Origin of the sequence: Agromyces marinus (assembly GCF_021442325.1) — a bacterium.
Lineage (GTDB): Bacteria > Actinomycetota > Actinomycetes > Actinomycetales > Microbacteriaceae > Agromyces > Agromyces marinus.
In genome coordinates, this window is sequence record NZ_CP087879.1 from 2,942,079 (window position 1) to 2,963,615 (window position 21,537).

Consider the following 21,537-nt stretch of genomic DNA (forward strand, 5'->3'; position numbering starts at 1 on the left):
GCCGCGCCGTGCGCAGGTCGGTCGAGCGGATGCCGCGTGGCCGGCCGGTCGCGCGTCATCGCGCACCTCCGCCGGGTCCGCGGCGCAGCACGAGTCGTTCGAGTCCGAGGGTGACGAGGTAGAAGACGAGTCCGAGCACGATCGATGCGAGCACGTACGCCCACGCCCGCGCGTAGGCGCTCGAGGCGGCCGACGTCGAGATGAGCGAGCCGAGCCCGCCGCGCGGGCCGCCGAAGTACTCGGCGACGAGCGCCGAGATCACCGCGAGCGACGAGGCGATGCGGATGCCCGTGAGCATGAACGGCACGGCGGTCGGGAGCGTGAGCGTGCGCAGCACCTGCTGCGGGCTCGCCGCGTACGCCTTCATCAGGTCGCGGTGCACGGGCGTCGTCTGCCGGAAGCCTCGGAGCGTGTTGATGAAGACGGGGACGAACGATGCGAGCGCGGCGATCGCCTGGCGGCCGAACTGGCTGTCGGCGCCGAACATCGAGTTGAGCACGGGGGCCAGGGCGACGATCGGCACGACGGCGAGCGCCGCGACGATCGGGGCGCTCATGCGGTCGGCGACCCTCCACCGCGCGGCGAGCGCCGCGAGAGTGATGCCGAGCAGCGTGCCGACGACGAGGCCGATGAGCGCGTTGGTCCCGGTGATGAGCGTCGCCGAGACGATCGACGGGAAGAACGCGACGAACTCCTCGATGATCGACGCCGGGCTCGGCAGCAGGTAGTCGGAGACGCCGGCGACCGTGACGAGGAACTGCCAGATGCCGAGCACGAACAGCCCGACCGCGATGGGCGCGACGACGCGCAGCGTCGCCTCGGTGCGCGGGCTCATGCGGCTCGCGCGTCCTGCGGTCGTGGCGCTCATCAGCGGTTCTCCACTCCGCGTGCCCCGGATGCCACGGGGGAGCCGCCGTGCAGCGCCTCGCGGACCGCGGTCACCATGTCGAAGAACGAGCGCTCCTCGCGGAGTTCGTCCGTGCGCGCCGCGCGCCGCGCGTCGGCACCGAGGCGCATGGGCACGATCTCCTGGATGCGTCCGGGGCGCGGCGACATGACGACGACCCGGTCGGAGAGGAACACGGCCTCCGGGATCGAGTGGGTGACGAAGACGACGGCGGCACCCGTCTCGGCGGAGATGCGGACGAGGTCGGACTGCATCTTCTCGCGCGTCATCTCGTCGAGCGCGCCGAAGGGCTCGTCCATGAGCAGCAGCCGCGGCCGCTCGGCGAGCGCGCGGGCGATCGCGACGCGCTGCTGCATGCCGCCGGAGAGCTGGTCGGGGTAGCGGTCGGCGAAGTCCGAGAGCCCGACCATGTCGAGCAGGCGGGCGACGCGGTCGCGCCGGTCGGCGGATGCCGCGCCGTGCAGTTCGAGCGGCAGTGCGACGTTCGCGGCGACCGTCCGCCATGGCAGCAGGCCGGCCTGCTGGAACGCGATGCCGTAGTCCTGGTCGAGGCGGGCCTGACGGGCCGGCTTGCCGAAGACGGAGAGCGTGCCGCCGGTCGGATCGTCGAGGTCGGCGATGAGGCGCATGAGGGTGGACTTGCCGCACCCGCTCGGGCCGATGAGCGACACGAACTCGCCCGGGGCGATCGCGAGGTCGATCCCCTGGAGCGCCTGCACCTGGCCGGTGCGGGTCTCGAAGACCTTGTCGACGCCGCGGACCTCGACGGCCGCGGGGCCGGGAGCGGAGGTCGGGCTGGCGGGGGCGGGATCCGTCATGCGGACTCCTCCGTTCGTCGGTAGTTCTTGAGGATGACGCCGAGCAGGGCGACCGAGCCCGCGGCGACGAGGCCGAGCACGATCGCGCCGAAGATCGGACCCCACGCCTTGGCGGGGTCGCCCGACGCCTGCCCGGCGAACTGGATGAGGATGCGGCCGATGCCGCCCTGCAGGCCCGTCGACACCTCGGCGACGACGGCGCCGATCACGGCGTTCGCCGCGCCGAGGCGCAGCGCGGGCAGCAGGTAGGGCACCGCGGCGGGGAAGCGCAGCTTGGCGAGGGTCTGCCAGTAGCCGGCCGCGTAGGTCTGCATGAGCTCGGTGTGGATGCGGTCGGGCGACTGCAGTCCCTTGAGCGCGCCGACCGCGATCGGGAAGAACGCGAGGTAGCTCGCGATCAGCGCGACCGACATCCAGTCCTGCCACTCGAACGAGCCGATCTCGACGCGCGAGCCCCAGCTCTTCACGACGGGCGCGAAGGCGATGAGCGGCACCGTCTGGCTGAGCACGATCCACGGCAGCAGGCCCCACTCGGCGATCCGCCACCGCTGCATGACGAGGGCGAGGCCGATGCCGACGACGACGCCCACGAGCCATCCGGCCGCCGCGATGCCGAGCGTCGTGAGCGCGGCGAGCAGCACGACGAGCCAGAGGGCCTGCGCCGTCGGCGCGCTCGTGACCGGCTCGGCGAGGCGCGCGAACATGTCCCAGACGTGCGGCATCGCGAGGTCGGTGCTGCGCGGCAGCACGCGCGTGTCGCCGATCACCACGCCGTCGTCGGGTGCGAGCGCCTTGTAGCCCTCCCAGAGCAGTGCGATGGCGACGATGCCCGCGAGTCCCCAGGCCCACGCGGCCGCCGTGCGGCCCGCGCGGCCCGAGCGGCCGGTGCGACCCGCGCGGGCGGCGCGGCCGGGTTGGCGGATGCCGCCGGGAACACCCCCGGGCGCGGCTTCCGCCGCCGGCTCGATCTCGCGCTCGCGCAGGTCGGTCATCGCTTCGCCGTGATGTGCTCGGAGAGCGCCGGGATGACGGTCTCGCCGTAGACCCGAAGCGTCTCCTCCTTGCTGTCGTGCTGGAGGTAGCCCGCGAACTGGTCGACGCCGAGCTCGGCGAGCGCCTTCAGCTTCTGGATGTGCTGGTCGGCCGACCCGAGGATGCAGAATCGCTCGACGATCTCGTCGGGCACGAACGCGGTGTGGGTGTTGCCGGCCCGGCCGTGCTCGTTGTAGTCGTAGTCCTGCCGGCCGCGGATGTAGTCGGTGAGCGCGTCCGGCACGGTGCCGTGCATGCCGTACTTGGCGACGATGTCGGCGACGTGGTTGCCGACCATCCCGCCGAACCAGCGGCACTGGTCGCGCATGTGCGCCCAGTCGTCGCCGACGTACATGGGCGCGGCGACGCAGAACTTCACCGACGCGGGGTCGCGCCCCGCCTTCTCGGCGGCGTTCCGCACCGTCGTGATCATCCACTCCGCGATGTCGAGGTCGGCCAGTTGCAGGATGAAGCCGTCGCCCACCTCGCCCGCGACGCGCAGCGCCATGGGGCCGTACGCCGCGACCCACACCTCGAGCTCGGATCCCCGGCTCCAGGGGAACCGGATCTCCGAGCCGTGGTACTCGACCGACCGCGAGTTGCCGAGCTCGCGGATCACGTGGATCGACTCGCGCAGCTCGGTCATCGTCACGGGCTTGCCGTTGGTCACGCGCACCGCGGAGTCGCCGCGCCCGATGCCGCAGACCGTGCGGTTGCCGAACATCTCGTTGAGCGTCGCGAAGACGGATGCCGTGACCGTCCAGTCGCGAGTGGCGGGGTTGGTCACGAACGGGCCGACCTTGATGCGCTGGGTCTGCGCGAGGATCTGGCTGTAGATGACGTAGGGCTCCTGCCAGAGGATGTGCGAGTCGAACGTCCACACGTGGCTGAAGCCGTGCACCTCGGCGAGCTGCGCGAGCTGGATCGTGCGCGATGCCGGGGGGTTGGTCTGGAGGACCGCTCCGAATTCCATCCGTGCTCCTTAGATGAGGTACTGGCTGAGGCCGCGCTTGAGGTAGCGCCCGTCGCCCTTGGCGCCGACGTACGCGTCGTCCTCGACGACGACCTTGCCGCGGCTCATGACCGTGTCGACCTTCCCGTCGATCTCGTAGCCCTCCCACGCGGAGTAGTCCATGTTCATGTGGTGGGCCTTCTCCAGACCGATCGAGGTGTGCCCGTTCGGGTCGTAGACGACGATGTCGGCGTCGGCGCCGGGCTGGATGACGCCCTTGGTGCCGTACAGGCCGAACATGCGCGCGGGCGTCGTGCTCGTGAGCTCCACCCAGCGCTCGAGCGTGATCTCGCCGGTCACGACGCCCTGGTACATGAGGTCCATGCGGTGCTCGATCGAGCCGATGCCGTTCGGGATCTTCCGGAAGTCGCCGAGGCCGAGCTCCTTCTGGTCCTTCATGCAGAACGGGCAGTGGTCGGTCGAGACCATCTGCAGGTCGTTCGTGCGCAGGGCCTGCCACATCGAGTCCTGATGGCCCTCTGCGCGGGAGCGGAGCGGCGTCGAGCAGACCCACTTCGCGCCCTCGAAGGCGCCCCACTGGTCGCTCTTCGCGCCGAGCTGGTCTTCGAGCGAGAGGTAGAGGTACTGCGGGCACGTCTCGCCGTAGACGTTCTGGCCCTTGTCGCGCGCCCAGGCGAGTTGCTCGACGGCCTGCTTGGCCGAGACGTGCACGACGTAGAGCGGCGCGCCCGTGACCTTCGCGAGCATGATCGCGCGGTGCGTGGCCTCCTCCTCCATCTCCCAGGCCCGGGCGATGCCGTGGTAGTACGGGTCGGTCTTGCCCTGATCGATGAGCTGCTGCGCGAGCACGTCGATCGCGGGGCCGTTCTCGGCGTGCATCATCGTGAGCATGCCGGTGTCGCGTGAGACCTGCATGGCGCGCAGCACCTGTGCGTCGTCGGAGTAGAAGACGCCGGGGTAGGCCATGAAGAGCTTGAAGCTCGACACGCCCTCGTTCGGAAGGCGCTTCATCGCCTCGAGGGACGCCTCGTTGACATCGCCGACGATCTGGTGGAACCCGTAGTCGATCGCACAGTTGCCCGCGGCCTTCTCGTGCCACGCGGCGAGGCCGTCCTCGATGCGCTGGCCGTAGGTCTGCACGGCGAAGTCGATGATCGAGGTCGTGCCGCCGTGCGCTGCGGCACGCGTCCCGGTCTCGAAGGTGTCGGAGGCCTCGGTGCCGCCGAACGGCAGCTGCATGTGGGTGTGGGCGTCGATGCCGCCCGGGATCACGTACTTGCCGGTCGCGTCGACGACGCGATCGACGGATGCCGCGACATCCGTGCCCAGCAGTTCGCTGCCGGGTTGCAGGACGGCGACGATCTTCTCGCCGTCGACGAGCACGTCGGCCGCGGCGCGGCCGGTGGCGCTGACGACGGTGCCGCCGGAGATGAGGGTGGTGGCCATGCGCTTGGCTCCTTCGGGTCTCGTCGGGTTACGGCTTCGCGATCCGGGTGTAGGAGTCGGGCCGGCGATCGCGGTAGAACTGCCAGTCGTCGCGCATCTGCTGCACCATGTCGAGGTCGAGGTCGCGCACGAGCAGTTCCTCGTGCTCGCTCGAGCCCCGCTCGCCGACGAAGTTGCCGCGCGGGTCGATCACCTGGCTCGTGCCGTAGAAGTCGACGGCGAGGTCGCCGTACTCGTTGTCCTCACGGCCGACGCGGTTGGGCTGGAGCACGAAGTAGCCGTTCGCGACGGCGGCGCACGGGCCCTCGACCTCCCACAGGCGGTTGCTGAGGCCGGGCTTCGTCGCGTTCGGGTTGAAGACCATGTGCGCGTCGTTCAGGCCGAGCTCGCGCCATCCCTCGGGGAAGTGGCGGTCATAGCAGATGTACATGCCGACGCGGCCGACGGCGGTGTCGAACACGGGGTAGCCCATGTTGCCCGGGCGGAAGTAGAACTTCTCCCAGAACCGGTCGAGATGCGGCAGGTGGTGCTTGCGGTACTTGCCGAGGATCGTGCCGTCGGCGTCGACGAGCACCGAGGTGTTGTAGTAGACGCCGGTCTGCGCCTCCTCGTAGATCGGCAGCACCATGACGGTGCCGAGCTCCTTCGCGAGGTCGGCGAAGCGCTGCACGATCGGCCCCTCGGACGACTCGGCGAAGCGGTAGTACTTCTGGTCCTGGGTGATGCCGAAGTACGGGCCGTAGAACAGCTCCTGGAAGCAGACCACCTGCGCGCCGGCCGCCTTCGCATCGCGCGCGAACTGCTCGTGCCGGTCGAGCATCGAGTCCTTGTCGCCCGTCCACGTGGTCTGCGTGATGGCCGCTCTGACGATCGTCATGAATGTCTCCTGAGTCGGGCGGCGTCGTTGCCGTTGCCTCGAGGATCGCCTGGCGTGGTGCTCGTGTCAGGTGTTCGTCGGGTGCTGCTGCGACGCCGAAATGTACCGATGGAACTGCCGGTGGAACTGCCGAACGAATAGCCGAAGACGGGGCTTGTGGCCCGTTCTGTTATTGTTCGGCTTGAACATTTCTCTTCTGTTTCACTCTGTGACGCTGTGGTTAAACATCCTGTCCCTTGCACCGTATGGAGGCAATGGTGGTGTCAGGTATTCGTGTGGATGCCACGCGACTGATCGACCTCGCACGGTTCGCCGACGCGTCGCCGCGCAGCATCGCCGCAGAGGTCGCACGCCTCGTGAACAGCGGCGAACTCGCCCCCGGCGAGCGCCTGCCCACCGTGCGCGAACTCGCGTCCGCACTCGGCGTCAGCCCCGCGACCGTCAGCCAGGCCTGGCAGGCGCTCGCCCGCGCCGGCCTCATCGAGAGCCGCGGTCGCGCCGGAAGCTTCGTGCGGAGCGCGGCATCCGCTCGCCTCGCGCCCCGCATGCGCGGCATGGCCGCCCCCGAGGACCCGGTCCGCCTCGACCTCTCGCGCGGAACCCCCGACCCGCTGCTCCTGCCCGCGCTCGGCCCGGCCCTCTCGCGCGTGTCGGCCAGGGCAGAGACCGGAAGCTACCAGGCCGAACCCGTGATCCCGGCGCTCGCGCGCGTGCTGCGCGACTCCTGGCCGAACGACGCCGAGGCGATCATGGTCGTCGACGGCGCCCTCGACGCCGTCTCGCGCACCCTCGAGCAGGTCGTGCGCTTCGGCGACCGCGTCGTCGTCGAGAGCCCCGGGTTCCCGCCGTTCCTCGACCTGCTCGAGGTGCTCGGCGGCGTTGCCGTGCCCGTGCCGCTCGACGAGCACGGCATGCGCCCCGACGCGCTCGCGGCCGCCCTGCGCAAGCGCCCCGTCGCCGTGCTGCTCCAGCCCCGCGCGCAGAACCCGACCGGCGCGTCGATGACCGCCGAACGTGCCGAGGCGCTCGCGCGCGTCATCCGCACCGCCGAACGCGTCGACGACCTGATCGTCATCGAGGACGACCACTCCGGACTCATCTCGATCGAGGGCGACGTGACCCTCGGCACCTGGCTGCCCGACCGCGTGGTGCACGTGCGCAGCTTCTCGAAGTCGCACGGCCCCGACCTGCGCATCGCCGCCCTCGGCGGACCGCGCGAGCTCGTCGAGCACATCGCCGGCCGCCGCATGCTCGGCCCCGGCTGGACCTCGCGCATGCTCCAGACGATCCTGCTCGACCTGCTCACCGACGGCCGCTCGATCGACGCCGTCGCCGAGGCGCGTCGCGCCTACTACACGCGCCAACGCGCGCTCGGCGACGCGCTCCGCGCCCGCGGGGTCGCCGTCGCGCACGCCGACGGCATCAACCTCTGGATGCCCGTCGTCTCGGAACGGTCGACGCTCGTGCTGCTCGCGGCATCCGGCATCCGGGTCGCCGGCGGCACGCCGTTCCTCGCCGCGGCGAACGGATCGCCGACCGCCGGGCTCGCTCGCCGGCCCCCGCACGAACGCGACTTCGTGCGGGTCACCGTCGGCGCGGTGCGCGAGGATGCGGCATCCGTCGCCGACGCGTTGGCGGTCGCGGCGCAGCATGTCGCGGCCGGGGGGTACTAGGCGGTGTCTCCAGAGCACCTTGCGGTGTCGAGTCGGTTCGCCGGAGCGGGATGTCCCGGACTCCTTCGCCCCTTGGAAGGCGCTTCGTCGTGTTGATCGGACCGGGCCGAGCTGGCTACGTCGAGCCGGCGACCACCTACCGTGGCGGCGCCGTCCCACGAGCCATCACGCCGTGGCTGCGCGACGCCACGGGCTAGAACTGCTGACGCTGAATCCGGAGGCCGAAGGGATGCGGGCCGGCGGCGAACCACACGATCGCTCCCGCAAGCGGGAAGCACAGCACCGCTGCGATCCATGCCACCTTCTCGATCGAGTTCAGCGACTCGTTTCGAACGATCTGGACGATCGCGAAGACGAACGCCGCCAGAACAACCGCCGCGACCATCGTCACGACGAGCCCGCTGACCAAGTCCATCTCTACGTCCTACCGCCATCGACCGAGTGACCCCAAGCTACGGCATCCGCTCGACCGGCCGCCAGCCCACGACCCCCAACCCAGCGCCGCATCGGATCGAGGGTCACGGCCCAGGCGGGCGGGCGCGAGCGAGGCGGCATGCCGACCGGAGGCGGGTTCTGCCGAAGGCTCAGGACTCGTCCTCCACACGTCGGCGGCGAGCCGATCTTTCCACAGGAAAAACGCAGGTCCGGACGAATATCCGGGCCGATTCGAGTGTCGGTGGGTGGGTGCAGGATGGAAGCATGGACGAGCCGCTGACGCCCCTCGAGCGAGAGCTCGACGCGCTGCGCGATGCGTGGAGCGCGGCGATGCCGGCGTTCGGCCCGCTTCCCGGCGGTGCGCAGGTCGAGCCCGAGCAGATGAGCGATGCCGGGCTCGTGCGCGTGACCGATGCGCTCGCCGAACTGCGTCGCGGCGTCGATGCGCTCCTGGCCCGTACGGCTGCCGAAGTCGCCAGGCGGTCCGGGCCCGAGTTCGGCGACGTCGGACTTGCGAAGGCGCAGGGGTTCCACAACGCGACCCGTCTCGTCGCCGCGTCGACCGGGGCGTCACGCAGCGACGCCGCGCGCCTCATCTCCGTCGGGTCGGCGACTGCGGCGCGCGCGTCGATCTCCGGTGAGCGGATGCCACCCCGGCGGGCGCACGTCGCGCAGGCGCTCGATCGGGCCGCGATCAGCCTCGAGGCGGCTTCGGCGATCAGCACGATGCTCGACCGGGTGGCGCTGCGCGCCGACCCCGCCCTCGTCGAGGTCGCGGAGGCGGCGCTCACCGAACTTGCGGAGCGGGCTCCCCTCGAGATCGTGATCCGCGGTGTGCGCGAGGCCGAAGCCAGGCTCGATGCCGACGGCGTGGAGCCACGCGAAGAACAGCTTCGCGAGCAACGCTCGCTCACGATGCGCGAAGACCGGCACGGCGTCGTGCACCTCAACGCGCGGCTCGACCCCGAGACGGCTGCACCGATCAGGGCCGCCGTCGAGGCGTTCGTGACCGATGCGCTCCGGCGGCGCGATGCACTCGGGCAGCGCGAGGCGCACCCGAGCGCGTCATCGGTTCCGGGCGTGCGCCCGGTGCTCGACGACCGCCGATCGATTCCGCAGCTCCAGGCCGATGGGCTCGCTGCGATCGCGCGCCACGCCCTCGGCTGCGAGCAGACGCTGACGCCGCTCGCGAAGACCACGGTCGTCGTTCGGGTCGACCTCGACGCGCTCGTCTCCGGGCTGGGTGACGCTCGGATCGACGGGTACGACCAGCCGATCTCGGCGGGCACCGCGCGACGGCTCGCGGCCGACGCAGAGCTGATCCCCGCAGTTCTCGGCACGCCGAGCCTCCCGCTCGACCTCGGTCGGGCCGCACGCCTCTTCACGCGAGCGCAGCGGATCGCCCTCGGCGAGCGCGACGGCGGCTGCGCGAGCTGCGGGCAGAACATCGGCTACGTCGAAGCGCATCACATCCGCTGGTGGGAACGCGACGCCGGGCCGACCGACCTCGCCAACGGCGTGCTCCTGTGCAGCTTCTGCCACCACCAGGTCCACCGCGACGGGTGGGAGATCCGCGCGCAGTCCGACGCGATCTGGTTCATCCCTCCCCCGCACGTCGATCCCGACCGCATGCCTCGGCGGGCGGGCACGCTTCGACCTGCAGGTGACGGATGCCGCGGCGTGAGCCTGCCGACTGCCGGTGCGGTCCGGCGCGCTCCGGCGCGGTCGGGAGTGCTCGGGTGCGATCGGGAGTGCTCGGGTGCGATCGGGTGCAGTCGGGCCTGCTCGGGCGTGCTCGGGCCTGCTCGGGCGTGCCCGCGGTCGGGCTCAGGTCCGAACCCCGCCCGGCGCTTTCGCGTAGTGGTCCGGCGCGATCGTCAGCTCCGCCTGGCCGGCCGTGATCGAGCGCAGGTCGAGCACGTACCGCGCGAGCTCCGCCTCGGGCACGTGCGCGACCACGCGCGCACGCCCCGCGCCCGCGGCCTCGGTCGCGCTCACGCGACCGCGCCGCCCCGAGAGGTCGGTGAGCACCGCCCCCTGGAGCTCGCTCGGCACGGTCACGGTCACGCTCGACACGGGTTCGAGCAGCACCGTGCCCGCGTCGGCGAGCGCCGCCTTGACGCCGATCGACGCCGCCGTGCGGAACGCCATGTCCGACGAGTCCACCGAGTGCGTCTTGCCGTCGGTGAGCTCGACGCGCACGTCGACGACGGGGTGGCCCTGCGGCCCGCCCGACGCGAGCGCGTCCCGCGCGCCCTTCTCGACCGCGCTGATGTAGTGCTTGGGCACCGCGCCGCCCGTGACGGAATCGACGAACTCGAACCCGTCGCCGGGCCGCAGCGGCGACACGTTGAGCTGGACCACCGCGAACTGACCGTGCCCGCCGGACTGCTTCTTGAGCTTGCCCTCGACCGTGGCCGTGCCGGCGATCGTCTCCCGGTAGGCGACCGGTGCCGGTGCGGTGCCGACGCGCACCCCGAACACCCGCGCGAGCCGCTCGACGGCGACCGCGATGTGCGTGTCGCCGAGCCCGCGCAGCACGGTCGCGTCGCCGGCGCGGTCGATCACGAGCGTCGGATCCTCCGCCACGAGCCGCGCGAGCGCGGCGGGCAGCTTCTCGTCGTCGGACTGCGACGCGGGTTCGAGCGCCACGGCGTAGACGGGCGGACGCTCGGGCGTCGGGACGGGGCGTGCGGTGCCGCTCGAACGGGTCCACAGGAGCGAACCCGACGGCGACCCGGTGAGCTTCGCGACCGCGCCGACCTCGCCCGCCGCGAGGGTTCCGGCCGTGAGGTGCTCGGACCCGCGCAACCTGAACAGGCCGTGCACGCGCTCGTCGGTGCCCGTCGTCGCGTTGCGCAGCTTGTCGCCCGTGCGGAGCGTGCCCGAGAGCACCTTCAGCATCGAGACCTGCCCGACGAAGGGGTCCGCGACGGTCCGGAAGACGTGCACGAGCGTGTCGCCGGCATCGTTCGGGGCGACGCGGAGCTCGGTCCCGCCGGTGCCCTCTCCGACGAGCACGCGGCCGTCGTGCTCGGTCGCGTCCGGGGTCAGCTCGCACACGAGGTCGAGGACCCGGTCGACCCCGGTCCCGCTGAGCCCGGAGCACACGAGCACGGGAACGGCCTCGCCCTCGGCGACCTCTCGCCGGAACGTGCGTTCGAGCTCGGGCGCCGACGGTTCGTCGCCGTCGAGGTACGCCTCGAGCTGCGCATCGTCGTGCGAGACGATGTCCTCGGTCACCTCGACGTGCAGCGCATGCTCCTCGGCCTCGACCTCCGGCGGGAGGTCCTCGTCGTGACCGGCACCGTCGCCGTCGTAGACGCGGGCGCGTTCGCTCAGCACGTCGGCGACCGCGCGGAACCCCGCCTCCTCCCCGATCGGCAGCTCGAGCGCCCACAGGTGCTCGCCGAACGCGGCTCGCAGCGATGCGAGCACCCCGCGGAAGTCCGCGCGCGCCTTGTCCTCCTGGGTGACGACGACCACGCGCGGGACCCCGGCGGCGCCCGCCGCCTCCCACGCCGCGACGGTCCCGCCGACGACGCCGTCGACCGCGCTCACCGCGACGAGCGCGACGTCCGCCACCGAGAGCGCCGCATCGACGGCGCCGACGAAGTCGGGATGCCCCGGGGTGTCGGCGAGCGTGAGCGCGTAGGGCGTGCCGTCCGGTCCGGCCCAGTCGAAGTGGGCGAGCGAGAGCCCGAGGCTCGTGTGCCGGGCGATCTCCTCGGGCTCGTGGTCGCAGACGGTGCTGCCCTGCTCGACCGATCCCGCTCGGGGGATCGCTCCCGCCCGGTGCAGCATCGCCTCGGCGAGCGTGGTCTTGCCGGACCCCGATGCGCCCACGAGCGCGAGCGTCCGATGGGTCTGGGGCGATGCCTGGTTCATGGGGCCCTCCGCGCCGGTGCGGTTGCGTGCGTCCATCGTCGCGCGCGCGGGCCGCGAGGTCCAGAGGCGGATGCCACGGGCCGCCGTTCGGGCCCGCCTCAGCCGGCCCGCACGCCCCGCTGCGCGCGCCGCTCTGCGACGATCGCGCGCACCTCGGGCGCGATGCGCTCGCCCAGTTCGGCGAGCAGGCCCTCGTCGTCGCCGACGACCACGAACGTGTCGACGCCGTGCTCGGTCGCGAGGTCGGCGAGCGTGTCCGGGCGCGCGTCGCGCGGACCGACGTTCAGGAGCCGGCGGATGTCACGGGGCTCGCGTCCGACCGCACGGGCGGCATCGTCGACGACGGCGTGCCCCGCATCGAGCGAGTCCGCACCGTGCTCGAGGCGCCCGAACGACGGCAGCCAGCCGTCGGCGGCACTCCCGACCAGGCGGAGACCCTTCGGTTTCAGCACCCCGAGCCAGATCGGCATGGGCCGCTGCACGGGCGCGGGGCCGCGCTTGGCGCCGCGCACGGGGTAGTGCTCGTGGTGGAGGAACACGCCGCCCGCGGCATCCGTGTCGTGCAGTTCGCGGATGACCGCGATCGCCTCGGCGAGCGCGTCGCCCTGCTCGGCTGGGGTGCGGTTCGGCGCACCCATCGCCACCGCGGCCGGGGCGAATCCGCCCGCGCCGATCCCGAGGACGACGCGCCCGCCCGTGAGCAGGTCGAGGGATGCCGCTGCACGGGCCAGTACGGCGGGCGGGCGCAGCAGCAGGTTGTGGACGTTCGCGGAGATGCGGATGCGCTCGGTGCGCGCGCCGACCCAGCTCATGAGGGTCCACGTGTCGAGGAACCTGGGCTGATAGGGGTGGTCCTGGAAGGTGGCGTACTCCAGCCCCGCGTGTTCGCTCGCGACCGCGAGCTCGACCGTGCGCTGCGGATCGAGCGCCGACGGCGTGATGAACGAACCGAACTCGATGGGGCGGCCGTAGTCGGGCATGGTGTCACGCTACGCGAACCCGGTGCCGAGCCGTCGCCTCACCCCGGTGCCGACGCGTCGTCGTCCGTGCAGCGCGCAGCCTCGAGCAGTGCGAGCACCTCGGCGTCGTCCACCTGCCGGAAATCGGCGTACGCCTGGCCGACCGCCATGAACCAATCGGGGACCTCCGCCGCGACGACCTCGTCGGCTGCCGGCACCCGAACCGCGGCGTCCTTCGGCGCGACGGGGACGGCCAGGACCACGCGGTGCGCTCCGCGCGCCCGTGCGACGCGGCACGCGGCCTCGGCGGTCGCCCCGGTGGCGATGCCGTCGTCGACGACGAGCGCCGTTCGGTCGCGGAGCGGCACGGGAGCGCGTCCGGCCCTGAGCCCGGCGATGCGGCGTTCGAGCGTCTCCAGCTCGCGGCGTTCGACCTCGTCGAACCGGTCGCCGCCCACCCGTGCGCGCCGCACGATCTCGTCGTCGACGACGCGCACGCCGCCCTCGCCGATCGCCCCCATCGCGACCTCGGGCTGACCGGGGAGCCCGAGCTTGCGCACGACGACGACGTCGAGCGGCGCCCCGAGCCCGTCGGCGATGACCGCTGCGACGGGCACGCCGCCGCGCGGCAGCCCGAGCACGACGACCTCGTCGCCACGGTACGCCTGCAGCCGCGCGAGCAGTTCCCGCCCGGCGTCGGTGCGGTCGCGGAACACCCTTCCAGTGTCCGTCGCCCCCGCGCGCACCGCTAGCGTGGAACGGTGAAGATCACGGTGCTCGCAGGCGGGGTGGGTGGTTCGCGGTTCGTCCGCGGCGTGCGCGAGGAGTGCGCCCGGCGATGGCCGGCGGGCCCCGCGGGCACCGACGCTGCGCCGGCCGCCGACGGCACGCCCGCGACGACCGCGGAGATCACCGTCGTCGTGAACTCGGGCGACGACCTCTGGCTCTCGGGCGTGCGGTTGTGGCCCGACTTCGACTCGCTGCTGTACGCGCTCGCGGGCGTGAACGACACCGAGCGCGGCTGGGGCCGCGCGGGCGAGTCCGAGCGGGTCTCGTCCGAGCTCCGGGAGTGGGGTGCCGGCTGGCCGTGGTTCACGCTCGGCGACCTCGACCTCGGCACCCACCTGGCGCGAACGGGCTGGCTCGGCGAGGGCCGCACCCCGTCCGAGGTCGCCGAGCGGCTGCAGGGTCGCTGGCGACTCGGGGTGCGCCTCGTCCCCGCGACCGACCGGGAGGTCGACACCCACGTCCGGGTCGACCCGGCCCACCCCGACGTCGAGGGCCGCGACGAGCTGCACTTCCAGGAGTGGTGGACCCGGCACCGGGCGTCGATCCCCGCGCTCGGATTCGTCCAGCGGGGGCTCGACGACGCACGCCCCGCGCCCGCCGTCGCCTCGGCGCTCACGGACGCCGACGTCGTGCTCGTCGCGCCGTCGAATCCCGTCGTCTCGATCGGCACGATCCTCGCGATCCCGGGCGTGCGCGACCTGCTCGCCGCGACCGGGGCGCCCGTCGTCGGCGTCTCGCCGATCATCGGCGGCGCGGTCGTGCGCGGCATGGCCGACGCGTGCCTGTCCGCGATCGGGGTCGAGACGGATGCCGCGGCCGTCGCGCGCCACTACGGCGCGCGTGCCGCGGGCGGCCTGCTCGACGGCTGGCTCGTGGACGAGGCGGATGCCGCGGCGGTCGCCGCACTCGACGACGACGGCTTCACGGCGGCATCCGCCCCGCTCTGGATGCACGACCTCGACACGTCGGCCGCCCTCGCGGGGGCCGCGCTCGACCTGGCCGCGCGCGTGCCGCGCCGCTGATCGCCCGCGGCGGTCAGCCTCCGATCGGCCGGCTCACGGGATGTAGTCGACCAGCCCCTGCGGCGCGACGGCGGCACGGTAGCGCTCGACGAGCTCGCGCCATCCGAAGCCCTCGGTGTACTCGTGCTCGTAGACGGCCTCGATGAAGTGCCACAGCAGGTACGGGTGCGCGCCGAGCGCGTACAGGGCGCCGAAGTCGCGCGCGCCGAACGCGGCCTGCTCCGCCTCGGTCAGCACCCGGTCGTCGGTCGGCCCGGTCGCGTCGCCGCCGCCGCCGGCGAGCCAGCGCTCGACGAACGCGGGCGGGTCGGCGACGTACTCGGCGACGGTCGCGTCGCCGAGCTCGACCGCCCGGATGAACTTGTCGACCATGTACTTGCTCATCAGCGGGTCCTCCAGAGGAAGAACGGGCTCGTGGAGAAACGCGACTCGGGCACGTCGACGTGGTCGGCGGGCCGTCCCATCGCCGCGAGCGCGGCGACCGCGTTCAGGTACTGGTAGGTCATGCAGCCGGCCTCGGTCAGGCGGTCGAAGTCGCTGCAGACCCGGATGGCGCCCTCGAGGTCGCCGTCGCGCATCCACCCGGCCGCCGCGGCATCGAACTCCGGGTCGGGCGACCCGGCGAAGGTGCGGGGCCCGCCGACGTCGTTGGCCATGTGCCCCGACGTGAGGATCCCGACGCGCGCATCGGAGTCCCAGGCCTCGATCGAGCGACGCAGGTGCTCGCCGAGCGCGACGAACCGGCGCACCGAGGGCACCGGCGGCATCGACGCGTTCGCGTGGATCGGCACGACGGGGATGTCGAGCTCGGGCCGCACGTACTGCAGCGGGATGACGAACGCGTGGTCGAGGCGCCACTCGAGGCTCACCGAGAAGTCGATCGCGTCGGGCTGCACGCTGCGGCCGGCGATCTGGTCGGCGAGTTCGCGATGCCCGGTGAGTTCGGCATACTCCATGCCGAAGGTGCGCACCTCGTTCTCCCACGTGCCGTGGTACGTGTCGGCCTTGCCGATCGCGAACGCGGGCGAATTGTCGTAGAAGAACTGCCGCACGTGGTCGGTGCCGATCACGACGAGCACGTCGATCTCATGCGAGGCGACCGCTTCGCGGATCCGGGCGAAGTTCGCCTGGATCGGCTTCAGGTCGTCGGGGACGGGGTCGGAGATCGCCCGCCACAGCAGCGGGTTGTGCGGCGTGACCGCCGCGAGCACGAGTTCAGCCATCGAGTCCCCTCCTCAGATCCCGAACAGCCCGCGGGCGTTCTCGAGCAGGATCTTCCGCCGCGACTCGGGCTTGAAGGGCAGCTCGGCGAACTCGTCCATCCACCGGTCGGCGCTCATGACGGGCCAGTCGGAACCGAACAGGACCCGGTCGGTGATGAGCGAGTCGGCGTAGCGCACGACCTCGGGCGGCAGGTACTTCGGCGCCCACCCGGACAGGTCGAGGTAGACGTTGGACTTGTGCCACACCATCGCGAGGTTCTCGAGATGCCACGGCCATGCCGGGTGCGCGCTGATGATCTTCAGCTCGGGCAGTTCCGCGGCGACGTCGTCGAGGTAGGGCACCGGCTTGGCGTACTCGAGCCGGTAGCCGCCGCCGCCGGGCGTGCCGGCGCCCGCGCCGGGGAAGCCCGCGTGGAACATGACGACCAGGCCGAGTTCCGCGCAGGTCTCCCAGATCGGCATGAACTTGCGGTCGTTGGCGAGGAACTTCTGTCGTGCGGGGTTCAGCTCGCCGACGCCCTTGATGCCGTACTCGCCGTGCATGCGGCGGATCTCCTCGATCGCCGCCTCGCCCTTCCACGGGTCGATGCCCGCGAAGGGGATGAACACGTCGGGGTGGTCGACGGCCGCCTTGCCGATCAGGTCGTTCGGCGCGCCCTTGATGCCCGAGGTCGTCTCGGAGTCGGAGTTGACGATGACGGCCATCATCTTCCGGTCGCGGTACTGGTCGGCCTGCTCGGCGAAGCTCACCACCGGACGCTCGCGTCCGAAGTGCTTGGCCATCTGCTGGTGGCGCTTGCCCATCGCCGCGAGGAACTCCTCGGTCTGCGGGTGGGTGTGCACGTCGATCGCGACGAGGTCGTCGATGCGGCTCATGCGCGGCTCCCTTCGGGTTCGGTGACGGATGCCGCGAGCGCGGCGAGCACGTCGGCGTCGGCTTCGCCGAGCAGCGGGGCGGCCCGCAGGGCCGGGCGGCCGCTGCCGTGGAACACGGTGCTGGGCGCGGGCACGCGCAGGGGTGCGCCGTCGGGCCCGGCGATCTCCTCGACGAGGCCCATCGAGGCGACCTGGGGGTCGTCGAACAGGTCGGCGACGGTGTTGAGCGGTCCGTGCGGGATGTCGTGCGCGACGAGCCGGTCGAGCCAGTGCTGCCGCGGCATCCGCTCGGTGGTCGCCTTGAGCTCGGCGTCGAGGTCGTCGTAGTTGCGCACGCGCGCCTCGCGCGTGGCGAAGCGGGGGTCGTCGGCGAGTTCGGGGCGTTCGAGCACGTCGAGCAGGCCGGTCCAGAACTTCTCGGGGACCGACATGTGCACGACGAACGCCTTGCCGTCGGAGCCGACGCACGCGTATGCCTGTGCGCGCCGCGGGCGCGAGTCGGGCCCGGCGACCTGCCCCGTCTCGAGGTAGGTCGATGCGGCCTCGGTGAGGAAGTCGATGAGCGAGCCGACCATCGAGACCTCGAGGTGCTCGCCCTCGCCGCCGCGCCCGGCGCGGGCGTGCAACGCGGCGAGGATCGCCTGGGCCGCCGACATGCCCGAGAGCAGGTCGGAGAACGCGGGCCCGAGCGGGCGGAGCGTGTCGGCGGGGACGACCTGGCTGTACATCGCGCCGACCGCGGAGATGACGGTGTCGTAGGCCGGGCGCGCGGCGTACGGCCCGGTCGCGCCGAAGCCCGTGATCGAGCAGCTGATGATGCGCGGGTTCAGCTCGCGGAGCGCGTCGGGCCCGAAGCCGAGTCGGGTCGCGACGCCGGGCCGGAAGTTCTCGATGAGCACGTCGGCGTCGCGTGCGAGCGCGTGCAGGGCGGCGAGCCCGTCGACGCTCTTGAGGTCGAGGGTGACGGCCCGCTTGCCGCGGTTGTACGCGGCGAACTGCGGGCTCATGGTGCCGCTGCCCTCCCACCGGCGCATGGGATCGCCGTCGGGCGACTCGACCTTGATCACCTCGGCGCCGAGGTCGGCGAGCAGCTTCGCCGCGTACGGACCCGAGATGTACTGGCCGAGTTCGACGACGCGGATGCCCGCGAGCGGGCCCGCCGGTCCTGTTCCGGCCTGTGCACCCGCGTCGGGCGTGGGCTCCTGGTTCATCGGGTCTGCTCCTCTCGGTGCTCGTTCCTCAGATCGTCGGGCCGCGTGTCGAGCACCGTCCAGCCGCGCTGGACGAGCACGAGGTGCACGGGCACGGCCCGGGCCACGAGCGCGCTCGTCGGGCATCGGCGGGCGGCCTCGTGCAGCAGCGTCACGGCCTGCTCCGGGGTCGCGTCGTCGTCGATGCGGACCTCGATCACGAACCACAGCGGGTGCGCGGGGGCGCCGTCGACGAGGTGCTCGCCGCGCAGGTCGAGGCACGTGCGGACCTCGGCGTCGAGCTCGCGCACGGCGACATCCGCCGCCGACCAGGTCTTGGCGACCCAGCCGAGCATGCAGAACGCGATCGAGCTGAGCAGGTACCGCATCGGGCTCGGGGCGGAATCGTGCCCGCCGCGTTCGGTCGACTCGTCGGAGCGGAACGCGTAGCTCGTGCCGTACTGCTCGAACTCCGACACGGAGGCGACGTCGCCCTCGAGTCTGGCCGCGACCCAGGGGCGCATGCGGGCGGATGCCGCATCCGCCCGGGTTCGCTCGGAGATGCGCTGCAGCGAGGCGCGCAGCCGCGGTCGGTCGATGAGGTCAGCGGACATCGATGATCACCTTCCCGGGTGTCGTCGTCGGGAACTCGCGGTACGCCCGGTGGACGGCGTCGAGCGGGTAGCGTGCGCCGATGCGCGGCACGACCACGCCCGCCCGCACGAGGTCGATCGCGCGGCGCACCTGGGCCAGGTCGGCGCTCGCGACGCCGATCAGGCGCTTGCGCGAGAGGTAGAAGTCGCGGGCGTCGATGGTCAGGCGCGTGTCGACGGATGCCGAGCAGAACGCTGCCCGGCCGCCCCAGTCGAGTGCCGCGACCGCCTGGCCGAGGAGGGCCGCGCTGCCCGACACGTCGACGGCGGCGTCGAACCGGTCACCCGCGTCGAGCGCGGCGGCGAGGTCGGCCGAGGGCCCGGTCACGACGACGCGGACCCCGTCGGGTGCGTCGGCGAGCGGATGCCGCGTCGCGGCGGTCACCTCGGCGCCGAGGTGCACGGCGTACTCGATCGCGGCGCGCCCCAGCACGCCGCCCGCGCCGGTGACCAGGAGGCGATCACCGGCGCGGACGCCGGCGGCGTCGATCGCGTTGACGACGATGGGGAGGCTGTGCACCGCGGCGGTGGCGGTCGCAGCGGTGAGCCCGGAGCGTTCGAAGGCGACGACTGCCGGGACCGTGACGTACTCGGCGGCGCCGCCGTCGCGGTGGACGCCGACGACGCGCTGGCTCGGGCAGGTCGACTCGCGCCCTGCAGCGCAGGCGTCGCAACGGCCGCAGGGGATGTTCGGCTTGACCACGACGTGCTGGCCGATGCGCGCGGCGTCGACGCCCTCGCCGACGCCGACGATCTCGCCGGCCGGGTCGATGCCGAGCACGCGGGGCAGCTTGGCCGCGGCCCCGGGCCCGTGCCCGGCGATGACGTTGAGGTCGAGCTGGTTGACGCCGACGGTCTCGACGCGGATGACCACCTCGCCCGCGGCAGGTTCGGGGGCGTCGACGTGCGCGAGCTCGAGTCCGTCGAGGCCGTGGGCCTGGAGGAGGGCTGCGCGCACGGTTCGTCTCGCTTCCGGTCAGGGCGGCATCCGTTGCCGCTTTGGATACCGTATCCAAAAATCACCCGGTTCGTCCAGATGCGATCAGGACTTCATGGACTCCATGGTGCCCCTGTTCGAGCCCGATCCTCCGGAAACCCATGGACAGCGGCATCCATATTGGATACGGTATCCACCAATTCGCGAGAGGCTCCGCTCATCGCGGGGCGCCGATCGCGAGTCAACCCGCTGAGAAATGGAGAGTCATGCGCAGATCCATCCCCCGCTCCGGCCTCACCGTCGCGGCCGGCCTCGCAGTGTTCGCACTGCTGACCGGTTGTGCCGCGAGTGACCCCGCAGCAGAGACAGGCCCCGTCGAGATCGCCGACGGCGAACCCGGCGACGCCGAGGACTCCGAGATCACCGTCGCGATCCCCTTCCCCGACGTCACGATGTACTCGATGTACGTCCTCGCCACCGACCTCGGCTACTACGAGGAGGAGGGACTCACCGTCGAGGTGATCACCGCCGACAACGTGACCGCGGCCGTGGCATCCGGCAGCGCCGACGTCGGCGTCGAATCGACCGGCACCGTCATCGAGGCGGTCCGCGGCGGCGTCGAGGTCGACCTCATCTCCGGCCACTACTGCCGGCAGAACTTCGACTTCGCCGTCCAGCCGGACATCGAGTCCGTCGAAGACCTCGCAGGCAGCTCGATCGTGCTCGCCGGAACCCCCGGCGACCCGGCCGAGTTCCAGCGGGCCCGCGTGCTCGCCGAGGAGGGCTGGGACCTCGAGGGCGTCGACGTCGAGATCGTCTACCCCGGCCCCGGCTCCGAATCCTGGACCGAGTTCTTCGTGAACGACCGCATCACGCTGCAGCCCTTCTACGGCGACGACCGCCCCGCGCTCGAGGAGCACGGAGCCGAGATCCCCGTCGAGGCGCTGCGGAACTGGGCCAACGACGTCATGGTCGCGGGCAGCGGCTACGTGCAGGAGAACCCGAACACCCTCGTCCGGTTCCTGCGCGCGACGCTCAAGGCCGTCGACTTCATGACCGCACCCGCACCCGGCGAGTTCCCCGAGAACGCCGACGAGGTGCTCGACATCTACGAGGCGAACGATTTCGACGTCGAAGCGCTCCGCGGCTCCGACAGCCCGTGGGTGCTCGACGGTCACCTCGCGTGCCAGAACCTCTACTTCGACACCGAGGCCTGGGACACGACGGTCGAGACGCAGAGCCTCGAGCCCATCGAGTTCGACGAGTCGCAGCTGGTCTACCTCGAGAAGGCCCAGGAGCTCCTCGGCCTCGACAACGCCGGACCGGAGACGCTCCCCTACCCCTGATGGGCGTAGCCTGAACAGCACGAAGGGCCCCCGCCGCAGCGCATGACGGCGGGGGCCCTTCGTGTGCCGGCGTGAGCGGCGGACGCGAGCGGGTACCAGCACCGGGACCCATCCATCCCTGGGCCCTGCGGGGCTGCTAGGTTCCGACCATGGCGGACTCGGAAGTGGCGCAGGCGAAGGCCTCGCGAAGCATCATGTGGCTGGGCATCGTGCTCGGCCTCGCCCCGGTGTGGTTGTTCGCGATCGCCGCGTTCGCGGGCCCTGGGCCGGCCAGCGCGGTGCTGACGTTCGCCGTCCCGGTACTGGCCGCCACCGCCGGAACGGTGTGGGCGTGGGTCCGGCTGCGCCGCGCCGGCGCGACCGGGCGCGCCCGGACCGTCGCGATCGTCGGGATCGTCGCCGGGCTGCTCGGATACGCGGCGTGGGGGTACCTGGTCAGCCTCGGCATCCGATTCGGCGACGGCCCCCTCTGACCCCGCGGCCGCGCCGGCAC

The 21,537-nt window shown here is 72.1% G+C and carries 21 protein-coding genes and 1 pseudogene; 5 read left to right on the top strand and 17 right to left on the bottom strand.

Features of this window, described 5'->3' with window-relative positions; genetic code table 11:
• Positions 1-55 precede the first annotated feature (55 nt).
• From DSM26151_RS13890 to DSM26151_RS13915, 6 genes are read right to left on the bottom strand one after another with little or no spacing between them, the layout of a single operon-like run.
• The gene (locus tag DSM26151_RS13890; RefSeq protein ID WP_234660111.1) at positions 56-868 is read right to left on the bottom strand and encodes an ABC transporter permease; all 813 of its coding nucleotides are present in this window, start codon (positions 866-868) and stop codon (positions 56-58) included.
• Positions 868-1,725 carry an ABC transporter ATP-binding protein gene (locus DSM26151_RS13895; RefSeq protein WP_234660112.1) on the bottom strand — a complete coding sequence of 286 codons (858 nt, stop codon included), beginning with the start codon at positions 1,723-1,725 and terminating at the stop codon, positions 868-870. Before DSM26151_RS13895 ends, DSM26151_RS13890 begins: the two co-directional genes overlap by 1 nt.
• Positions 1,722-2,717 carry an ABC transporter permease gene (locus DSM26151_RS13900; RefSeq protein ID WP_234660113.1) on the bottom strand — a complete coding sequence of 332 codons (996 nt, stop codon included), beginning with the start codon at positions 2,715-2,717 and terminating at the stop codon, positions 1,722-1,724. The genes DSM26151_RS13895 and DSM26151_RS13900 overlap by 4 nt, the downstream gene beginning before the upstream one ends.
• A complete protein-coding gene (locus DSM26151_RS13905; RefSeq protein WP_234660114.1) occupies positions 2,714-3,730 on the bottom strand; it encodes a TIGR03842 family LLM class F420-dependent oxidoreductase in 1,017 nt (338 codons plus the stop codon). The genes DSM26151_RS13900 and DSM26151_RS13905 overlap by 4 nt, the downstream gene beginning before the upstream one ends.
• Before the next feature lie 9 nt (positions 3,731-3,739).
• Positions 3,740-5,176, bottom strand: coding sequence for a dihydropyrimidinase (hydA, locus tag DSM26151_RS13910; RefSeq protein ID WP_234660115.1), 1,437 nt, complete (start codon positions 5,174-5,176; stop codon positions 3,740-3,742).
• A gap of 28 nt (positions 5,177-5,204) precedes the next feature.
• Positions 5,205-6,053 carry a nitrilase-related carbon-nitrogen hydrolase gene (locus DSM26151_RS13915; protein WP_234660116.1) on the bottom strand — a complete coding sequence of 283 codons (849 nt, stop codon included), beginning with the start codon at positions 6,051-6,053 and terminating at the stop codon, positions 5,205-5,207.
• A 260-nt stretch (positions 6,054-6,313) separates the two neighbouring features.
• On the opposite strand from DSM26151_RS13915, the gene DSM26151_RS13920 reads away from it, so the two are divergent.
• Positions 6,314-7,726: an aminotransferase-like domain-containing protein gene (locus DSM26151_RS13920; protein ID WP_234660117.1), complete on the top strand. Its 1,413-nt coding sequence runs from the start codon at positions 6,314-6,316 to the stop codon at positions 7,724-7,726.
• A gap of 193 nt (positions 7,727-7,919) precedes the next feature.
• Here the strand turns inward: DSM26151_RS13920 and DSM26151_RS13925 are convergent, their stop codons facing one another.
• Together DSM26151_RS13925 and DSM26151_RS13930 are read right to left on the bottom strand one after the other, a co-directional pair.
• Positions 7,920-8,141, bottom strand: coding sequence for a PLDc N-terminal domain-containing protein (locus tag DSM26151_RS13925; protein WP_234660118.1), 222 nt, complete (start codon positions 8,139-8,141; stop codon positions 7,920-7,922).
• Between the two features lie 2 nt (positions 8,142-8,143).
• The gene (locus DSM26151_RS13930) at positions 8,144-8,695 is read right to left on the bottom strand and encodes a hypothetical protein (protein ID WP_234660119.1); all 552 of its coding nucleotides are present in this window, start codon (positions 8,693-8,695) and stop codon (positions 8,144-8,146) included.
• On the opposite strand from DSM26151_RS13930, the pseudogene DSM26151_RS15210 reads away from it, so the two are divergent.
• Positions 8,612-9,658: pseudogene (locus DSM26151_RS15210) on the top strand (DUF222 domain-containing protein); the annotation flags it as partial. The gene DSM26151_RS13930 and the pseudogene DSM26151_RS15210 overlap by 84 nt on opposite strands.
• A gap of 330 nt (positions 9,659-9,988) precedes the next feature.
• Here the strand turns inward: DSM26151_RS15210 and DSM26151_RS13945 are convergent.
• The 3 genes from DSM26151_RS13945 to DSM26151_RS13955 all read right to left on the bottom strand — a co-directional run bounded on the left by DSM26151_RS13945 (position 9,989) and on the right by DSM26151_RS13955 (position 13,724).
• A complete protein-coding gene (locus tag DSM26151_RS13945) occupies positions 9,989-12,049 on the bottom strand; it encodes an elongation factor G (RefSeq protein ID WP_234660122.1) in 2,061 nt (686 codons plus the stop codon).
• Between the two features lie 98 nt (positions 12,050-12,147).
• The gene (locus DSM26151_RS13950; RefSeq protein ID WP_234660123.1) at positions 12,148-13,029 is read right to left on the bottom strand and encodes an LLM class flavin-dependent oxidoreductase; all 882 of its coding nucleotides are present in this window, start codon (positions 13,027-13,029) and stop codon (positions 12,148-12,150) included.
• Between the two features lie 38 nt (positions 13,030-13,067).
• Positions 13,068-13,724 carry a phosphoribosyltransferase gene (locus DSM26151_RS13955; RefSeq protein ID WP_234660124.1) on the bottom strand — a complete coding sequence of 219 codons (657 nt, stop codon included), beginning with the start codon at positions 13,722-13,724 and terminating at the stop codon, positions 13,068-13,070.
• 45 nt (positions 13,725-13,769) lie between these two features.
• Here DSM26151_RS13955 and cofD point away from each other — a divergent pair, with 45 nt between their 5' ends.
• Entirely contained in the window at positions 13,770-14,819 is a 1,050-nt protein-coding gene (cofD, locus tag DSM26151_RS13960; protein WP_234660125.1) for a 2-phospho-L-lactate transferase, read from the top strand.
• Positions 14,820-14,852: 33 nt separating this feature from the next.
• Here the strand turns inward: cofD and DSM26151_RS13965 are convergent, their stop codons facing one another.
• The 6 genes from DSM26151_RS13965 to DSM26151_RS13990 are packed head-to-tail and all read right to left on the bottom strand — an operon-like array spanning position 14,853 to position 19,719.
• Positions 14,853-15,203 (bottom strand): hypothetical protein, encoded by a 351-nt coding sequence (locus tag DSM26151_RS13965; protein ID WP_234660126.1) that lies wholly within the window; start codon positions 15,201-15,203, stop codon positions 14,853-14,855.
• Positions 15,203-16,042 (bottom strand): DODA-type extradiol aromatic ring-opening family dioxygenase, encoded by an 840-nt coding sequence (locus DSM26151_RS13970; protein WP_234660127.1) that lies wholly within the window; start codon positions 16,040-16,042, stop codon positions 15,203-15,205. The genes DSM26151_RS13965 and DSM26151_RS13970 overlap by 1 nt, the downstream gene beginning before the upstream one ends.
• A gap of 12 nt (positions 16,043-16,054) precedes the next feature.
• Entirely contained in the window at positions 16,055-16,918 is an 864-nt protein-coding gene (locus DSM26151_RS13975) for an amidohydrolase family protein (protein WP_234660128.1), read from the bottom strand.
• Positions 16,915-18,129: a CaiB/BaiF CoA transferase family protein gene (locus tag DSM26151_RS13980; RefSeq protein WP_234660129.1), complete on the bottom strand. Its 1,215-nt coding sequence runs from the start codon at positions 18,127-18,129 to the stop codon at positions 16,915-16,917. Before DSM26151_RS13980 ends, DSM26151_RS13975 begins: the two co-directional genes overlap by 4 nt.
• Positions 18,126-18,722, bottom strand: coding sequence for an OsmC family protein (locus DSM26151_RS13985; protein ID WP_234660130.1), 597 nt, complete (start codon positions 18,720-18,722; stop codon positions 18,126-18,128). Before DSM26151_RS13985 ends, DSM26151_RS13980 begins: the two co-directional genes overlap by 4 nt.
• Positions 18,712-19,719 (bottom strand): alcohol dehydrogenase catalytic domain-containing protein, encoded by a 1,008-nt coding sequence (locus tag DSM26151_RS13990; RefSeq protein WP_234660131.1) that lies wholly within the window; start codon positions 19,717-19,719, stop codon positions 18,712-18,714. Before DSM26151_RS13990 ends, DSM26151_RS13985 begins: the two co-directional genes overlap by 11 nt.
• Positions 19,720-19,964: 245 nt before the next feature.
• Here DSM26151_RS13990 and DSM26151_RS13995 point away from each other — a divergent pair, with 245 nt between their 5' ends.
• Both DSM26151_RS13995 and DSM26151_RS14000 read left to right on the top strand, forming a co-directional pair.
• The gene (locus DSM26151_RS13995; RefSeq protein ID WP_234660132.1) at positions 19,965-21,044 is read left to right on the top strand and encodes an ABC transporter substrate-binding protein; all 1,080 of its coding nucleotides are present in this window, start codon (positions 19,965-19,967) and stop codon (positions 21,042-21,044) included.
• Positions 21,045-21,193: 149 nt separating this feature from the next.
• Positions 21,194-21,517, top strand: a complete 324-nt coding sequence (locus tag DSM26151_RS14000) for a hypothetical protein (protein WP_234660133.1) — start codon at positions 21,194-21,196, stop codon at positions 21,515-21,517.
• The last annotated feature ends 20 nt before the right edge of the window (positions 21,518-21,537 follow it).

Bases quoted from the DNA above. Each gene is read 5' to 3' on its own strand.
- DSM26151_RS13890 (WP_234660111.1), bottom strand. From the start codon at position 868: ATGAGCGCCACGACCGCAGGACGCGCGAGCCGCATGAGCCCGCGCACC.
- DSM26151_RS13895 (WP_234660112.1), bottom strand. From the start codon at position 1,725: ATGACGGATCCCGCCCCCGCCAGCCCGACCTCCGCTCCCGGCCCCGCG.
- DSM26151_RS13900 (WP_234660113.1), bottom strand. From the start codon at position 2,717: ATGACCGACCTGCGCGAGCGCGAGATCGAGCCGGCGGCGGAAGCCGCG.
- DSM26151_RS13905 (WP_234660114.1), bottom strand. From the start codon at position 3,730: ATGGAATTCGGAGCGGTCCTCCAGACCAACCCCCCGGCATCGCGCACG.
- hydA (WP_234660115.1), bottom strand. From the start codon at position 5,176: ATGGCCACCACCCTCATCTCCGGCGGCACCGTCGTCAGCGCCACCGGC.
- DSM26151_RS13915 (WP_234660116.1), bottom strand. From the start codon at position 6,053: ATGACGATCGTCAGAGCGGCCATCACGCAGACCACGTGGACGGGCGAC.
- DSM26151_RS13925 (WP_234660118.1), bottom strand. From the start codon at position 8,141: ATGGACTTGGTCAGCGGGCTCGTCGTGACGATGGTCGCGGCGGTTGTT.
- DSM26151_RS13945 (WP_234660122.1), bottom strand. From the start codon at position 12,049: ATGAACCAGGCATCGCCCCAGACCCATCGGACGCTCGCGCTCGTGGGC.
- DSM26151_RS13950 (WP_234660123.1), bottom strand. From the start codon at position 13,029: ATGCCCGACTACGGCCGCCCCATCGAGTTCGGTTCGTTCATCACGCCG.
- DSM26151_RS13965 (WP_234660126.1), bottom strand. From the start codon at position 15,203: ATGAGCAAGTACATGGTCGACAAGTTCATCCGGGCGGTCGAGCTCGGC.
- DSM26151_RS13970 (WP_234660127.1), bottom strand. From the start codon at position 16,042: ATGGCTGAACTCGTGCTCGCGGCGGTCACGCCGCACAACCCGCTGCTG.
- DSM26151_RS13975 (WP_234660128.1), bottom strand. From the start codon at position 16,918: ATGAGCCGCATCGACGACCTCGTCGCGATCGACGTGCACACCCACCCG.
- DSM26151_RS13980 (WP_234660129.1), bottom strand. From the start codon at position 18,129: ATGAACCAGGAGCCCACGCCCGACGCGGGTGCACAGGCCGGAACAGGA.
- DSM26151_RS13985 (WP_234660130.1), bottom strand. From the start codon at position 18,722: ATGTCCGCTGACCTCATCGACCGACCGCGGCTGCGCGCCTCGCTGCAG.
- DSM26151_RS13995 (WP_234660132.1), top strand. From the start codon at position 19,965: ATGCGCAGATCCATCCCCCGCTCCGGCCTCACCGTCGCGGCCGGCCTC.
- DSM26151_RS14000 (WP_234660133.1), top strand. From the start codon at position 21,194: ATGGCGGACTCGGAAGTGGCGCAGGCGAAGGCCTCGCGAAGCATCATG.